The following is a 15,858-nucleotide window of genomic DNA, read 5'->3' on the forward strand; positions in this document are numbered from 1 at the left end:
AAACCGCCATCATATCAAGACGCAACACGCCATACACGGAGACTCAATGGAAGGTTTTCTGTTCCAGGCCATGATCTATCTGACGGCAATGGTCGTCGCGGTGCCCATTGTCGCCCGTCTGGGTCTGGGATCGGTGCTTGGCTATCTCCTGGCGGGTGTTGTGATCGGCCCGGCGCTTGGCCTTGTAGGTAGCGAAACCAAGGATCTGCAACACTTCGCCGAATTCGGGGTGGTGATGATGCTGTTCCTGATCGGGCTGGAACTGGAACCACGTGCGCTTTGGGCCATGCGTCAAAAGCTGCTCGGCTTGGGCGGATTGCAAGTCACCGTCACCACCGCGTTGATCGCGGGCGCAGGTATGGCACTGGGTCATGACTGGAAGGTCTCACTAGCAGTGGGCATGATCTTTGCCCTGTCATCCACCGCAATCGTGCTTCAAACGCTGACCGAGAAAGGTTTGATGCAGACCAGCGGTGGGCGTGGTGCGTTCTCGGTTCTGCTGACACAGGACCTCGCCGTGATCCCGATGCTGGCCGTTATGCCCCTGCTCGCCAGCGCGGCCATCCCCGCAGACCATGGCGAGGATGCGGCGCATGGCGGCCACGGCATAATGGACACCGACGCCAGCACGGCCGTCTTTTCCTTCATCGATACGCTGCCGGGTTGGGGGGTTACCCTGCTGACGCTCGGCTCCATCGTGTCCATCGTGCTGGCCGGCATCTATCTAACGCGACCGGCGTTCAGCTTCATTCATGGCTCGCGCATGCGGGAAATGTATACGGCGTTCGCGCTGTTCATCGTGATTACCATCGCGTGCCTGATGCTGATGGTCGATCTGTCCCCTGCCTTGGGAACCTTTCTTGCAGGCGTCGTCCTGGCCAACTCCGAATTCCGGCACGAATTGGAATCGGATTTGGAGCCATTCAAGGGGCTGCTTCTGGGCCTGTTTTTCATCACTGTCGGCGCGGGCATTGATTTCAACATATTCTTCGGCGAGCCGGGCCTCGTGCTGGGCCTGACGCTGGCCGTAGTTCTGATCAAGGGGGCGGTGCTGTTCCTGCTGGCACTGATCTTCCGAATAAAGGGACGCGATCGGTGGCTGTTCACGCTCGGTCTGGCCCAAGCCGGTGAGTTTGGCTTCGTTCTGATCGGATTCGCCACGCAGCAAAGTGTGTTGGGCGGAGAACTGTCTCAGACGCTTTATCTGGTCGTCGCCTTATCCATGCTTCTGACGCCTCTGCTGTTCATACTTTACGAATTCATCGCCAAGCGACTGCGCGAGAGCGATCCAGCGATGACCCCCGACGTTATCACGGAACGAGGCCCAATCATCATTGCTGGCGTGGGTCGCTTTGGGCAGGTCGTCAATCGCATGATCCAGATGAGCGGCTTCAAGGCCATCGTTCTGGACCATGATCTCAACACCATCCGCCTGATGCGCAGCTTTGGCTTCAAGGGATTTCTGGGCGACCCCACCCGTCCCGAGTTGCTAAAGGCTGCAGGAATCGAAGAAGCGAGCGTTCTTGTCGCCGCGATGGATGAAAAGGACGCCACAACGCGGATCGTCAGGCACGCGCGGTCCATCCGGCCGGATCTTCATATCGTTGCCCGCGCCAGGGATCGGGTGCATGTCTATGAATTGTACCAGGCGGGCGCCAATGACATCGTGCGCGAGATGTTCGACAGTTCGCTACGTGCCGCCCGCTATGTGTTGGAAAACATGGGCGTATCTGAGTTTGAGGCCGCAAAGCTAGAGAAGACATTCTTCCAGATGGACCGGCACGCTGTTCGTGAACTGGCGGAGTTCTGGAACCCGTCCATCCCGGTCGGACAGAACAAGGCGTATATAGAGCGATCGAAAGAGCTGAATAAAGAACTCGAAGCCGCGCTGGTCAGCCAGCTTGTCACCGCCCAGGAGCAGGAGGAAAAGCTGGATACGGATCGCGAAACTGCGCCTCGATCACGCCGCGTATCCTTTCAGCACAAGGCATAGAAAAAGCCGCGCCTTTTTCGGCACGGCTCTTTCTGAATGCGGGATTGATCCCTATCAGGCGGCGCGGCTCAGAAGAACCTCGTCCACCTTTTGTTGCGCATCATCTTCGCCAGTGCCGCCAACAGCAGCAACTTCGCGGGTCAGGCGCTCCAACGCAGCTTCATAAAGCTGACGTTCGGAATAACTTTGTTCGCGCTGATCGTCGGCACGATGAAGATCGCGCACCACTTCGGCAATCGCAATCAGGTCGCCCGAATTGATCTTTTGCTCATACTCCTGGGCGCGACGTGACCACATGGCCTTTTTAACCTTGGCCTTGCCTTTCAGAATCGTCAGGGCCTGACCAATGACATCGGGGGTGGACAACGAACGCATCCCGACCTCCGTGGCCTTGTTCGTAGGAACCCGCAACGTCATCTTATCTTTCTCGAAAGAGATGACGAACAGTTCCAGCGTCATGCCGGCAATTTCCTGTTCTTCGATCGATACGATCTGACCAACGCCATGAGCCGGATAAACGACGTAGTCATTCGGGCGAAATTCGGACGACTTCGCTTTAGTCATCAGGTTCTTATCCTTTGTTGTTGCCGCGTCTTCCTTGACCGGAACGGTGCCCCCGGCAGCATACGAGGGCAAGAAAGGCCACCCCCGCACCATCCTGCAGGAGGGTCAAACCGTCACAATGTCGAAAGAAGAATATAGCAAATAATTCGGGCCACGAAAAGGCGCCTGCGAAATCACTCTAACTTCGCAGTACAACGTCATGAAAAGGCTAAATGTAACGTAACGTTAACTTAACCACCTTCACCCGGCGCTTCGGAAAAGTACTTCTCCATCTTGCCAGATTCGCCGTCGCGCTCTTCCGCTTCCGGCAGCGGGTCTTTCTTGGTGTAGATTACCGGCCAGATCTCGCTGTATTTGCGATTGAACTCGACCCATCCTTCCATGCCCGGCTCGGTATCGGGGCGGATCGCGTCAGCCGGACATTCCGGTTCGCAGACGCCACAATCGATACATTCATCCGGGTGGATGACCAATGTGTTCTCACCTTCGTAGAAGCAATCGACGGGGCATACTTCGACACAGTCGGTGTATTTGCAAGCGATACAGTTCTCGGTGACAACGTAAGTCATTTGATAGCTCGTAACTGGTTCGGTGGTCTTCCTATGCCTCTCAATCAGATCATTCAAGCGGCATCGACTTGGTTTTCCGGGCTGCGCGGCGGGATTTGCTGTCGGGCTTTCCGGCAACCGGCTTGGGTGCCGATGGATCGGGGGCCGTGGCGGGGGTCTGATCGTCGTAAAGCAGGCGTGCCTCCGATGCAGGTCCCCTTCTTTCGCCCAAAGCCAACACCCTTACGACACGAATGGTTTTACCTTGTGGAAAGGTCAACGTGTCGCCGGCGCGCACGGGGACGGACGCTTTTTTCGCCCGTTCCGAGTTGATCCGCAGATGTCCGCCGGTCACGACGTCCGCCGCGCGGCTGCGCGACTTGAAGAAGCGCGCATACCACAGCCATTTATCGGCCCGCAGTGTTGCTGGCGCGCTATCTGACATCTCAGCCCTTGTCGCGCAGCCCCATCAGAGCGGCCGCGAACGGGTTGTCAGGATCGATCTTGTCTTCCTTCTTCGGCTTGGACGAGAAAGTGCGCGGTCCATCCTGCTTGCCGCCCTGACGCTTACCCTTGGGCTTGCCGGATTTCGGTTTTCCCTTGCCTTGGCGCTGCTGGCTGGCGGGCCGCCCTCCGCCACGGCGTTTGGGTGCCCATTTGAAGGTGTAGAAAACCTCGATCTGCGGCTCTGTAGCTGCAGTTTGGGCGGCTTCGACCGGCGTCTCCTTCGCTTCACTCACGTCCGTCTGAGCGGTGTCCCCGTCCTGCGGCCGCGCGTCATCCGCTGGCACTTCCGGGGCCTGTTCTTCTGTCGTGGTTTCTTCGGTCGTGGGCACATCGGCAGATGCTTCCGTTGCCGCATCCTTGACCTCGACCCGCTGCTTTTCACGCTCGCCGCGTTCGGCAGCATAACCCAGCCCCTGCATCAATTCGGCGAACTGTTCCAGGGTCATACCGGTGATCGACAGCATGTCCGGCGTCGCCTCGAACCCGCCGCGCGTGTCCTGAACACGCAGAAGATCGGCCAGGCGCTCCAGCATATCGATGCGGATCGCACGCTCGCCAGCGGCACGGTAGCCTGACATGGTGTGATAACCGTCCTGCGTATCCTTGCCAGTAGGCACAGTGACCAAGCCGGGCGGCGGTGCCTCAGGAAAGTCATCAAGCCCCTTCTGAAGCGCCCAAAGCACAAGGCGCAGACGCGTCGGTGCGGGCTTCAACAGAAGCGGCATGAAGATCGTGAACTGACCAAACCGCACGCCATGCTTGCGCAGGGCCGACCGCGCATCCTGATCCAGCGCACGCACGTCGTCAGCGACCTGATCACGGGGGATGATGCCGTGACCTTCCAGCATGCGGAACGCAAAGCCGCGCGCGAGGCCTGTCAGCGCTTCGTCTCGGGACAGCCCCAAGAGAGGCTCGAACAGCGCGGCAATCTTGCGGTCAATGAAGTGCTGCAAGCGCCGCTGGACCTTCTGGACGACATCCGGTCCGGCCTCTTCATCAACGAAGGCAACCACTTGCGGCTTCAAGGGTTCCGGCCCCGCGACCAGCTTGCCGACCGCATTGTTGCCCCACATCAGCCCGCCCTGATCGGTGAAATCGATTTCGGTATCCGGCGCATTGTAGAAGCGGTCCGAGCGCAGATGGTATTCCGGCGCCAGTGCCTGCAGGCTGGCCTGCCGCAGCGTCTTGGCTTCATCCGCCGTCGCTGCCTTGTCCTGACTGAAGCGGAACCCGTCAAGGCGACCAACAAACTGGCCTTCCACCGTCACTTCACCCTTATCGTTCACCTCAGCCACAAGGCTCTCCTTCTGCTTCAACCGCCGAAGCAAGACTGACGTCCGGCGATCTACAAATCTTTGGGTCAGACGTTCATGCAATGCGTCCGACAGTCGGTCTTCTACCGCGCGCGTGCGCTCGCGCCAATGGCTTTCGTCATCCAGCCACCCTTTGCGCTGCGCGACATAGGTCCATGTGCGGATAAAGGCCAGACGTTTCGACAATGTGTCGATATCTCCTTCCACACGATCAATGCGTTTGACCTGTCGCGCAAGCCAATCATCGGGGATTCGACCCAATTCGGAAAGATGTTCGTAGATGCCCTGCAACATATTGGCGTGTTCAGCATGGCTGATGCCACGAAAATCGGGGATTCGGCACACATCCCAAAGCAACCGAACCGCGTTCGGGTTGGTGCTGCGCGCCTGAATATCGGGGCTGGCGGCAAGGGTTTTCAGCGCGATCAGGTCGTCGGCATCACGCCCACGTGACAGCCATTCGTCCTGCGGCGGGCGCTCCAGCGATCCGATCAGGCGGTCCACGGTTCCGAATTCAAGCACCGAGTTTCGCCACTGCATTTTCTTGATGGGTGTAAAGCGGTTGTCGATGATGGCCTCGACGACCTCATCGGGCAGCGTGGGTGCCTCTCCCGTAACACCGAAACTGCCATGCTGGGTATGCCGCCCTGCCCGTCCCGCGATCTGGGCCAGCTCGTTTGGCTGCAGCGGGCGCATACGGCGGCCGTCGAATTTGGACAGGGCCGAGAACGCAACATGCTTGATATCCAGGTTCAGCCCCATTCCGATGGCGTCGGTCGCCACGAGGTAATCGACATCACCATTCTGGTAGAGATCGACCTGTGCGTTTCGCGTCCGCGGGCTGAGCGCCCCCATGACCACCGCTGCCCCACCCTTCTGACGGCGGAGCAGTTCCGCGATAGCATAGACGTTGTCGACGGAGAAGCCGACGATCGCCGAACGCCCCGGCATGCGGCTGATCTTTTTCGGCCCTGCATAAACGAGTTCCGACATGCGCTCACGGCTTTGGAACTGCACACCCGGCACCTGCGACGCGATGGCGGACCGCATGGTCCCGGCACCCAGAAACAGTGTCTCGTGCTGACCACGCGCATTCAGCAATCGGTCGGTAAAGACATGGCCGCGTTCCGGGTCGGCACAAAGCTGGATCTCGTCGATTGCTACAAAGTCCGCACCAATTCCTACCGGCATAGCTTCGACAGTGCAGACCCAGTATTTCGCGCGATCCGGAACAATGCGTTCTTCGCCCGTGACCAGCGCAACGACGGACGGACCGCGAATGGCCTTGATCTTGTCATAGACCTCACGTGCAAGCAGCCGCAGCGGAAGGCCGATAACCCCTGTAGGGTAGGCCAGCATCCGTTCGATAGCGTAGTGGGTTTTTCCGGTGTTGGTCGGGCCAAGTATGGCCTCGACGCGCCCCTTGGACGGCATCACTCATTCCTTCGGGATGCGTGGTTCCACATCCCTTTTTTGATCCATCTTAATCAGAGCGCACTTCCGCCGTGCGCCTGCTCAAGCCTTTCCAGGGCGTCTTTTATGTCCGGCTGATGCGGATGTATAGCATGCACGGCCCGATACACGCTGATCGCTTCCTTTTCGTAGCCAAGCTGCACCAGGATCTGTGCCAATCCCGTCATTGCACCGAAATGCCGAGGGTTGAGCGCCAGGACCCGTTCCAGATCGCTCATCGCCGGCCCCAGCTTTTCTTCGGCATAGAATGCCATTGCACGCCCGTTCCAGCCTTCGGCGAAGTCCGGTGCGTGGTCGGTCAAAGCAGTGAAATGTTCGATGGCGGTCGTGGTGTCCCCGGCCTCCAGCGCCGCGCGACCACGCTCCAGCAACAGATCAACCGAGGGCGAGCCACTGTCGGACCACTCAGACCAGATCTGCTCCTCGACTGCCTCCCAGTCCTGCGTCCGTGGATCGCGCAACTGATCGAACAGCGTGTCCAAACCTGTTGATTGGGCGAACAAAGTGCCCGCAAGTAAGGAGACACATAATTGTGTCGTGACGGTACATTTGAAAAGCTGCCACAGTCGGGTCATATCCGGAATGTAGTCCATTTGCCGTGAATGTCGATAAATTCACGGTTCTACTCGGGAGATATATCATGAGTGACATCGTCGCAAAGGCCGTTGACGCGCTGAACGACAAGATGGATGGCGGCTTCGACGGGACCGCCAAGTTCGAGATCGAAGATGAAGGTTCAATCATCATCGACGAGAACGGTGCGAAAGCAGATGACGGCGACGCGGATGTCACCCTGACGGCCGATGCCGAGACGTTTCAGGCTATCCTCGAAGGCGATCTGGATCCGACTGCCGCATTCATGTCCGGCAAGCTGAAAGTCGATGGAGATATGGGGCTTGCGATGAAGCTGGGCAGCGCGCTGGCGTGACCCGGGTCCAGCATATCCAGCCGGATAAATCCGCATTCCCGTCCGCCCCATTCCACGCCGACGTCGCGGACGCGCCCAAGGGCGCATTCGCGGCTTGGGCGATGGCTGCGGACGGCGTGAAGATCAGGCTGGGCATGCTGTCCAAAGGAAAAGCCGGGACGATTTTTCTTCTGCCCGGCCGCACGGAATACATCGAAAAATACGGTCGCACCGCATCCGATTTCCTGGAACGGGGCTATGGCATGGTCAGCATCGACTGGCGCGGGCAAGGATTGTCAGAGCGGTTGCTCGACGACCCCCTGATCGGGCATGTCGAGGATTTTCTGGACTATCAGAAAGATCTGGCACAGCTTCGCGTCTTTGCCTTGGCACAGGACATGCCGCGCCCCTGGTATATGATCGCGCATTCCATGGGCGGAGCCATCGGCTTGCGCGCACTGGATGACCGCTTCGACGTGCAGGCCTGCGCCTTCAGTGCGCCGCTTTGGGGCTTGCAGATGAACGGCGTTTTGCGCCCGGTTGCCTGGGGGCTCAGTTGGTTAGGGCACAAGATGGCCTGGAACGGGCTGATTACGCCCAGCACCTCTCGCCAGACCTATGTGAGCGAGGCTCCCCGCAGCGACAACATGCTGACGCATGATCCGGACATGATGGATTATATGAAGCGCCATCTGGACGTGGAGCCGGGGCTGCATCTGGGCGGCCCGTCCATCCCGTGGCTCTATCGCACGCTCGCCGAAAGTCGCGATCTGGTGGCAAACGCTACCCCGCAGATACCAACGCTAACCTTCGTGCCGGAACTGGAATACATCGTCAGCACCGACGCTATGTTCGACACCGCCAAGCGCTGGCCGCTGGGCGACACCGTGGTTGTCCCCGGCGGCAAGCACGAAACGATGATGGAGACGCCCGAGCGGCGGCAATTGTTTCTGGACCGCTGCGTCGCGCTGTTCGAGCAGAACGCCTAGATCTCGATTTCGGAAAACGCAGCGCGCAGCGCCTGCGACCAAGCGGTGCTCATTGCAGCAAAGACTTCATCCCCCTGTTCGATCCGGCGGAAACTCGACACACGACATTCATCGCGCCGGATCACCGTCATATCCAAGGGCATCCCCACCGACAGGTTCGAGCGCAGCGTCGAATCCATAGACAGAAGCGCGACCTTCTGTGCATCGGCGAGGCTTGTCTTGGGTGTCACCACACGGTCGAGAATTGGCTTGCCGTATTTATGTTCACCGATCTGGAAGAAGGGCGTATCTGGCGTGGCCTCGATGAAATTGCCTTCGGGGTAGACCATAAACATCCGCATCGGACCGCCCTGGCGCTGACCGGCGACGATCATGCTGGCAGAGGCCGCCTGTGCGTTGCGGGTCATCTTTGCGCTAACCTCGGTCGCCACATCGGACAGTGTCTTGCCGATCACCTCGGCCACCTTGAACATGCTTTCGGTATGCATGATCGACGGGGTCGCGGATTCCTCGGGCGCTTCGATAGCTTCTTCCAGCCGCGCGATGACGTTTTGGGTCACCGACAGGTTGCCCGCAGTCATCATGACGATCACCCGCTCACCCGGTTCTTCGAAGATATACATCTTCTTGTAGGTTGAGATGTGATCCAGCCCCGCATTGGTGCGTGTGTCGCTCAGCAACACCATACCTTCATTCACCAAGAGCCCGACGCAGTATGTCATTGAAGTCTCCGAAAGCCTGAAACAGGCAGAGCGACAATCTATTGCTGCACCGCCTGCACGGCAACCCTGACGTCGAGATGTTCTCCGCCGTTTCCAAGTGCGACGCCACGTATCGGGGCCGCGTCGTACGCATCATAGCCGGAGCATATCCGCACATAGCGTTCATCCGGGCAGCAGCCATTGGCGGGATCGAAGCCGACCCAGCCGAGATCAGCAATGTACAGTTCCGCCCAAGCATGGCTTGCCTCGACGGATGTAGGGCTGTCGGCCGCCGCTTCAGGGTCGGACAGCAGATAGCCGGTCACGTAGCGCGCCGGTATGGCCTGCTCAACCGCCAACGCGATCAGCGTGTGCGTATGATCCTGACAGACGCCCCGCCCCAGCGCCAGCGCCTCGGCCGCCGTGGTGCGGGCATCCGTCGATCCCGGCATATAGGCAATTGCTGCGCTGACCGCGTTTGAAAGCGCGTGCGCCTGATCCAGCCGACCTGGCCCGGCTTTGCTCACGACCCCCTCACCCAATTCCGCGATTGCCAGATCAGGCCGCGTTGCGCGAGTCGTCGACAAATACACATCCGGCTTTATGAGTTCGCGATGGCCACGCAACACTCCTGTCAGGTCGGTCGTCTCGACGATACCGTTGACCTCGATAACAGCCCGCGTGACTGGCCCCTTGATACTGACAGTCTGCGCCCGATCCCCTGCCCCGTCGGTGAATTGCGCTCCGACCACAGCATCGTTGGTTGTGACGGACCATTCTTCAATTTTTTGTCCATCGAAAACCGAAGGAAACAACCGCTGGCTTTGCAATAAACGACGGCGAGGCTGTTCATAGGAATATTCAGTGTGATGCGAGATGCTCAGCCTCATTGGACACCCCGCAAATAGGTATTCTGGATTTCGCTGCTCAGTTCTGCAACCTGCCGCTCAAAGCGCGTGATAAACTCGTGCAAGCCCTCGTCGAAGATTGCGTCGCTCGTAAGCCCGTGCAATTCGTCGCGAATAGTCATCACCATTTCATCCGCCCTCTGCGGGCGATCATATTCTTTGGACAGGTTCAGCAAATAGCGCGACGCTTCGTCGATGGCCGTTCTGAAAGACCGTGGGCATTGCGGGTTCAGGATCAACAGGTCCACGATCTTCGCCGGTGTCACATCCCCACCATAGGCCCAGTGAAACGCGCGGTGCATCCGCATACTGCGCAGCAGGATCATCCATTGAAAATTATCCATCCCGGAACCGACATATGCAATATCCGGCAGCAACACGAAATACTTCACGTCGAGAAGCCGCGCCGTGTTGTCCGCCTTTTCCAGGTTGTACCCGAGATACAAGAAATCGTAGCCGTCATTGCGCAATTGCGTAGCGTAGATCGTGCCTTGTATCAGCGCGCCCTGCCGAGACGTCCATTCCGTCAGCGTACTGAGATCCAACTCGCTGCGTTCCGTTCGAGCGAGTTGCTCCAACTCCTGATATGCCCCGTTGATCGCGTCCCACACATCGCCGGTCAGTGCCGTCCGGACAATCCTGGCGTTTTCACGCAGATGAAAAATGCAGGACGCGACCGAAGACGGGTTGTCACGGTCAAAAAACATATGGCTTACGACGTTGCGCTCCACCGCCTCGCCATATTTCTGGGTAAACTGGCCCATGGACCCGCTGGCCTTGAGGATGGCTTCCCATTCCGATCGATATCCCTTCGCGGTGTCTGGCAGCAACTGGATGCGCGACCCGACATCCAGAAGCCTTGCGGTGGTTTCCGCGCGTTCCAGATAGCGCGATAGCCAGTAGAGGTTATCTGCGGTTCTGCTCAACATTATGCGCTACTCCGCCAATACCCAGGTGTCCTTGACGCCCCCGCCCTGCGACGAGTTCACGACAAGCGAGCCTTCCTTCAGCGCTACGCGGGTCAGGCCGCCAGGTACCAGTTCCACCTTTTCACCGACAAGGCAGAAGGGACGCAGATCGACATGACGCTGGGCCAGCCCCTCGTCAACAAAGGTGGGTGTCGTAGACAGCGCCAGCGTTGGTTGCGCAATGTATTTGGACGGATTCTGTCGCAGCTTGGCCGCGAACAGCTCTATTTCGTCGTGGCTGGCCTTGGGGCCGACCAGCATACCATAGCCACCTGAGCCGTGGACTTCCTTCACCACCAGTTCCGGCAGCTTGTCCAGAACGTATGACAGATCGTCCGGCTTGGCGCATTGCCATGTCGGCACGTTGTTCAGAATGGGTTCTTCGCCAAGATAGAAGCGGATCATCTCCGGCACATAGGTATAGATCGCCTTGTCATCGGCCACGCCCGCACCGGGCGCGGAGCAGATCGAGACACCTCCCGAGCGATAGACGTTCATCAGCCCCGGCACGCCGAGCATGGAATCGGGACGAAAACACAGCGGATCGATGAATGCATCGTCGATCCGGCGATAGATCACGTCCACACGCTTTGGCCCTTCGGTCGTGCGCATCCAGACGAAATCTCCCTCGACATACAGATCCTGTCCTTCGACCAATTCTACCCCCATCATATCGGCGAGGAAGGAATGTTCATAATAGGCAGAATTGAAATGGCCGGGGGTCAGGACCACAATTTGCGGATCGCCTTCGCACTTCTGCGGCGCCAAGGAAGACAGTGTCCGGCGCAGCTTCGTAGGATAGCTGTCCACCGGCGCGATCCGATTCTCCTGAAACAGCCGGGGGAACAACCGCATCATCGCTTCGCGGTTTTCCAGCATGTAGGACACGCCCGAAGGGGTGCGGCAGTTGTCTTCGAGCACGTAAAAATCATCTGGCCCGGTACGCACCAGGTCGACTCCCACAATATGGCTGTAGACAGAACGCGGCGGCTTGAAACCTACTGCGGATTTCTCATAGGCTTCATTCTGATAGACCAAGTGCGCGGGCACGCGCCCTGCCCGCACAATTTCTCCGCGCCCATACACATCCGCGACAAATGCATTCAGCGCCAGGGCCCGCTGGCGGATTCCGCGTTCCAGCCGTGACCATTCACGCGCTGTGAAGACGCGTGGAAACATGTCGAAAGGGATTAATCTGTCCGGGTCTCCACCTTCGCCGTAAACCGCGAATGTGATGCCGATACGCCGGAACATGGCCTCGGCCTCGGCCTGCTTTCGCTTGCGAACATCCTGCGACATCTGCGTCTGCCAGCCGTCAAGCGCCTCATAGGGAGGTCGAACTGCCTCCCCGTCTTTCATCTCGTTGAAGTAACTTGTGCTCATATGCCCTCGATGCCCCACGTCTCCAGTTGGTTGCACGACAAGAGCGATCTGCAAAGGGAAACCTTCTGCTCCGCACATCAAGCGTGGTTGAACTGACCAAAATTGTGGCGCGTCGCGAAACTTCGATCCCAAGTATTGGACAGTTGCGAAACGGAACGGTTCATTCGTGCTTGAATGACGTTACCGCCCCGTCCTATGTCGGAGGCAACACAGGAAGGGGTTTCCATGACCAAGTTTTCGTCGCCCGTATTCGATGCCAGCGAAGGCGCTGGAAAAAGCGCATTCGGCAACCTACCCGACTGGGACCTGAGCGATCTGTATACCGCACCGGACGCACCCGAGTTGTCGCGCGATCTGGAGTGGCTGGACCAGGCCTGCACTTCCTTCGCAGCCGACTATGAGGGCAAACTCGACACGCTGGATGCGGCGGGGCTGCTGGAATGCGTGGAGCGCGATGAAAAGTTGTCGATGATCGCGGGACGGATCATGTCCTATGCGGGGCTGCGGTATTACCAGAACACCGTTGATCCGGACCGTGCGAAGTTCATGTCGGACATGCAGGACCGTATCACCGTCATGACATCGCAATTGGTGTTTTATTCGCTGGAACTGAACCGGCTGGACGATGACAAGCTGGCCGCAATGTTTGCCGAAAATGAAAAGCTTGCCCGCTACAAACCGATATTTGATCGTCTGCGCGCGATGAAGCCCTATCAGCTTTCGGACGAGTTAGAAAAATTCCTCCACGATCAATCCACCGTCGGTGCGGCGGCCTGGAACAAGCTGTTCGATGAAACCATCGCCGCACTGGAGTTCACGGTCGATGGCGAAGACCTGAACTTGGAAGCCACACTCAACCTGCTGACCGAACAGGACAGGTCCAAACGCGAAGCCGCAGCCCATGAACTGGCTCGTGTCCTGGGCGAGAATATCAAGCTGTTTGCCCGTGTCCACAACACGCTGGCCAAGGAGAAAGAGGTCACCGACCGCTGGCGTGGAATGCCGACGCCGCAAACCGGCCGTCACCTGTCCAACCACGTGGAACCCGAGGTCGTTGAAGCGCTGCGCAACGCGGTCGTGGCCGCCTACCCCAAGCTGTCGCATCGTTACTACGAATTGAAGCGCAAGTGGCTTGGGCTGGATACGATGCAGGTCTGGGACCGCAACGCGCCGTTGCCATCAGAAGAAACACGCACGATTGATTGGGACGAGGCCAAGGCCACGGTCATGGATGCTTATTCAGATTTTGACCCGCTTATGGCCGAGATCGCCGAGCCGTTCTTCGACGAGGGCTGGATCGATGCGGGCGTGAAGCCTGGCAAGGCCCCTGGCGCATTCGCCCATCCGACGGTGACCGATGTCCACCCCTATGTGATGCTCAACTACCTGGGCAAGCCGCGTGACGTGATGACACTGGCGCATGAGTTGGGTCATGGCGTCCACCAGGTACTGGCCGCGGATCAGGGCGAATTGCTGTCCTCCACCCCGCTGACGCTGGCCGAAACCGCCAGTGTGTTTGGCGAAATGCTGACCTTCCGCAAGCTGCTCGGCGCCGCTGAGACCAAGGAACAGAAGAAGACCCTTCTGGCCGGCAAGGTCGAGGACATGATCAATACGGTCGTCCGCCAGATCGCGTTCTACGACTTCGAGTGCAAACTGCATGAAGCGCGCCAACAGGGCGAGCTGACCCCCGGCGATATCAACGCGCTGTGGATGAGCGTGCAGGCCGAAAGCCTCGGCCCGGCATTCACCTTCATGGAAGGCTACGAGACCTACTGGGCTTATGTGCCGCATTTCGTGCATTCGCCGTTCTACGTCTACGCCTATGCCTTCGGCGACGGGCTGGTGAATGCGCTATACGCGGTTTACGAAGAAAACGGTGACGGGTTCCAGGACAAGTATTTCGATATGTTGAAAGCGGGTGGATCGAAGCACCACAAGGAATTGCTGGCCCCGTTCGGGCTGGACGCGACGGACCCCAAATTCTGGGACAAGGGCCTGTCGATGATCTCGGGCCTGATCGACGAATTGGAAGCGATGGAGGACTAATCTCCTCGTTCATCTGTCCAATGGTCGCGGCGCGCCAACCAGTGCCGCGACTTTACAGGATTGTCCTGAAACCGGCAGCCATCAGCACCCTGGCGGACCATCCGTCCGACATCACTTGATGGAAAGCGTTTTCCGGATGTCTCCGCTGGCGCGGTCATAGATGATGATTTCGTCCTGATCGGTTACGATCGCATACCAATCGCGGCCCTGCGTGAATGCCGAAGCGTTTGCACCACCGGGTACGGTAATCTCATCGGGCAGAGCGATGCGCGGTTCGGACGTAAATCGGATGACAAGCAGGGCGATGATCGTTAGAAGCCCGGCAATCATCGTAATCGTCAGCACCGTTACGAGAATGCGCAGAAAGCGCAGATTGGCCGGTTCTGGCTGCCCTTGGGGATCATTTTGCATGTCGTCCACGCGTCTTCTCCATGTCGTCATTGCAGCGGACCCGCCGTCACGACTTGATAAAGCGCTTGCGCGTGATGTGCCAGAGGAAGCGGCGCTGAGCCGGACGCGATTGAGCCGAATGATCGCGGATGGGCAGATCAGACGCCGTGGTGTCGTGCTGGAGAGCCCCAAGACATCCGTGGTCGAAGGTGACGAGATCGAGCTTGAGATTATCGAGGCCGAAGAAAGTGATATCGTCGCGCAGAATATCCCGCTCGATGTGGTGTTCGAAGATAACGACCTGATCGTGATCAACAAACCAGCAGGGATGGTGGTGCATCCGGCACCGGGCTCGCCTGACGGAACGCTGGTCAACGCGCTGCTCGCGCATTGCGGGAACACGTTGTCGGGGATTGGCGGCGAAAAACGGCCGGGCATCGTTCACCGGCTGGACAAGGATACCTCAGGCCTGATCGTGTCCGCCAAAACGGACCGTGCCCATCACGGGCTTGCCGAGCAATTCGAGAAACACAGCATCAACCGCCACTACCGCGCAGTCGTTTACGGTGTGCCGGATGCGGCTGATCCGCGGCTGCGCGGGCAACGGGGGATCAGCTTCGAGACGGGCAACATCCTGAAAGTGACGACGCAGCTTGGGCGCCACAAGGCTGACCGTCAGAAACAGGCCGTGATGTTTTCGGGCGGTCGGCACGCGGTCACGCGATGCCGTGTCGTTGACGCCTTCGGCAACCCGGCAGTAGCCGCGCTGGTCGATTGCTGGCTGGAAACCGGCCGCACACATCAGATTCGCGTGCATCTCACCCATGCTGGCCACGCGCTGATCGGCGACCCGGTCTATGGCGGCCACCGAAAACTGGCCAAGAAGTCCTTTCCTGTCAGCGCGATGGAGGCCGCAGCACGGTTTCCCAGACAGGCGTTGCACGCGGCAACGTTAGGTTTTGAGCACCCAGCGACGGGGGAATGGATAGAATTCAGCGCAGAGCTACCAGATGACATGCAGCGGCTGGTTGATGCTCTCGGGCAGGCACAAAGCACCACAAAGACGTGAGAATCTGTTTCAGCCCCTGTCGCATTTCCAAGAAAGTGGCGAAGATATGAATATATTTCCCTTCGGGAACTTGAACTGATCGGTTCAGTTATTACA

15 protein-coding genes are annotated in these 15,858 nt (G+C 58.6%); 5 read left to right on the plus strand and 10 right to left on the minus strand.

All coding sequences use genetic code 11. The annotated features are described in order from the left end of the window. The first annotated feature begins 46 nt into the window (after window positions 1-46). Complete coding sequence (locus FPZ52_RS06155; protein WP_146364639.1) at window positions 47-1,993, plus strand: monovalent cation:proton antiporter-2 (CPA2) family protein; 1,947 nt, start codon at window positions 47-49, stop codon at window positions 1,991-1,993. Window positions 1,994-2,047: 54 nt separating this feature from the next. On the opposite strand, the gene FPZ52_RS06160 is transcribed toward FPZ52_RS06155, so the two are convergent. The 5 genes from FPZ52_RS06160 to FPZ52_RS06180 all read right to left on the minus strand — a co-directional run bounded on the left by FPZ52_RS06160 (window position 2,048) and on the right by FPZ52_RS06180 (window position 6,901). Continuing rightward, window positions 2,048-2,557 (minus strand): CarD family transcriptional regulator, encoded by a 510-nt coding sequence (locus tag FPZ52_RS06160; RefSeq protein WP_146364640.1) that lies wholly within the window; start codon window positions 2,555-2,557, stop codon window positions 2,048-2,050. Between the two features lie 230 nt (window positions 2,558-2,787). Then, a complete protein-coding gene (gene fdxA / locus FPZ52_RS06165) occupies window positions 2,788-3,126 on the minus strand; it encodes a ferredoxin FdxA (RefSeq protein ID WP_146364641.1) in 339 nt (112 codons plus the stop codon). A gap of 49 nt (window positions 3,127-3,175) precedes the next feature. After that, the gene (locus FPZ52_RS06170) at window positions 3,176-3,550 is read right to left on the minus strand and encodes an RNA-binding S4 domain-containing protein (RefSeq protein ID WP_146364642.1); all 375 of its coding nucleotides are present in this window, start codon (window positions 3,548-3,550) and stop codon (window positions 3,176-3,178) included. A 1-nt stretch (window position 3,551) separates the two neighbouring features. Further along, window positions 3,552-6,359, minus strand: a complete 2,808-nt coding sequence (locus FPZ52_RS06175; RefSeq protein ID WP_146364643.1) for a helicase-related protein — start codon at window positions 6,357-6,359, stop codon at window positions 3,552-3,554. A gap of 53 nt (window positions 6,360-6,412) precedes the next feature. Further along, window positions 6,413-6,901 carry a tetratricopeptide repeat protein gene (locus tag FPZ52_RS06180; protein ID WP_240804293.1) on the minus strand — a complete coding sequence of 163 codons (489 nt, stop codon included), beginning with the start codon at window positions 6,899-6,901 and terminating at the stop codon, window positions 6,413-6,415. A 137-nt stretch (window positions 6,902-7,038) separates the two neighbouring features. Between FPZ52_RS06180 and FPZ52_RS06185 the strand changes: the two genes are divergently transcribed. Together FPZ52_RS06185 and FPZ52_RS06190 are read left to right on the plus strand one after the other, a co-directional pair. After that, window positions 7,039-7,326, plus strand: coding sequence for an SCP2 sterol-binding domain-containing protein (locus FPZ52_RS06185; RefSeq protein WP_146364644.1), 288 nt, complete (start codon window positions 7,039-7,041; stop codon window positions 7,324-7,326). Next, on the plus strand, window positions 7,323-8,294 hold the full coding sequence (locus FPZ52_RS06190) for an alpha/beta fold hydrolase (RefSeq protein ID WP_146364645.1): 972 nt from the start codon (window positions 7,323-7,325) through the stop codon (window positions 8,292-8,294). The genes FPZ52_RS06185 and FPZ52_RS06190 overlap by 4 nt, the downstream gene beginning before the upstream one ends. On the opposite strand, the gene FPZ52_RS06195 is transcribed toward FPZ52_RS06190, so the two are convergent. Genes FPZ52_RS06195 through FPZ52_RS06210 form a run of 4 tightly spaced genes read right to left on the minus strand, consistent with a single transcriptional unit; the run spans window position 8,291 to window position 12,254 of the window. Continuing rightward, a complete protein-coding gene (locus FPZ52_RS06195; RefSeq protein WP_146364646.1) occupies window positions 8,291-9,016 on the minus strand; it encodes a proteasome-type protease in 726 nt (241 codons plus the stop codon). The genes FPZ52_RS06190 and FPZ52_RS06195 overlap by 4 nt on opposite strands. Window positions 9,017-9,054: 38 nt before the next feature. Further along, complete coding sequence (locus FPZ52_RS06200) at window positions 9,055-9,885, minus strand: transglutaminase family protein (RefSeq protein WP_146364647.1); 831 nt, start codon at window positions 9,883-9,885, stop codon at window positions 9,055-9,057. Then, window positions 9,882-10,832, minus strand: coding sequence for an alpha-E domain-containing protein (locus tag FPZ52_RS06205; protein WP_146364648.1), 951 nt, complete (start codon window positions 10,830-10,832; stop codon window positions 9,882-9,884). The genes FPZ52_RS06200 and FPZ52_RS06205 overlap by 4 nt, the downstream gene beginning before the upstream one ends. 6 nt (window positions 10,833-10,838) lie before the next feature. After that, on the minus strand, window positions 10,839-12,254 hold the full coding sequence (locus tag FPZ52_RS06210) for a circularly permuted type 2 ATP-grasp protein (RefSeq protein ID WP_146364649.1): 1,416 nt from the start codon (window positions 12,252-12,254) through the stop codon (window positions 10,839-10,841). A gap of 225 nt (window positions 12,255-12,479) precedes the next feature. Between FPZ52_RS06210 and FPZ52_RS06215 the strand changes: the two genes are divergently transcribed. Next, window positions 12,480-14,303 carry a M3 family oligoendopeptidase gene (locus FPZ52_RS06215; RefSeq protein ID WP_146364650.1) on the plus strand — a complete coding sequence of 608 codons (1,824 nt, stop codon included), beginning with the start codon at window positions 12,480-12,482 and terminating at the stop codon, window positions 14,301-14,303. A 111-nt stretch (window positions 14,304-14,414) separates the two neighbouring features. Here FPZ52_RS06215 and FPZ52_RS06220 read toward each other — a convergent pair whose 3' ends face one another. Continuing rightward, a complete protein-coding gene (locus FPZ52_RS06220) occupies window positions 14,415-14,714 on the minus strand; it encodes a DUF6476 family protein (RefSeq protein WP_146365679.1) in 300 nt (99 codons plus the stop codon). Here FPZ52_RS06220 and FPZ52_RS06225 point away from each other — a divergent pair. Next, window positions 14,713-15,762 carry an RluA family pseudouridine synthase gene (locus tag FPZ52_RS06225; RefSeq protein ID WP_146364651.1) on the plus strand — a complete coding sequence of 350 codons (1,050 nt, stop codon included), beginning with the start codon at window positions 14,713-14,715 and terminating at the stop codon, window positions 15,760-15,762. The two genes, FPZ52_RS06220 and FPZ52_RS06225, sit on opposite strands and share 2 nt — an antisense overlap. Window positions 15,763-15,858: the final 96 nt, after the last annotated feature.

Source organism: Qingshengfaniella alkalisoli (assembly GCF_007855645.1).
In the GTDB taxonomy this organism is placed as follows: Bacteria; Pseudomonadota; Alphaproteobacteria; order Rhodobacterales; family Rhodobacteraceae; genus Qingshengfaniella; species Qingshengfaniella alkalisoli.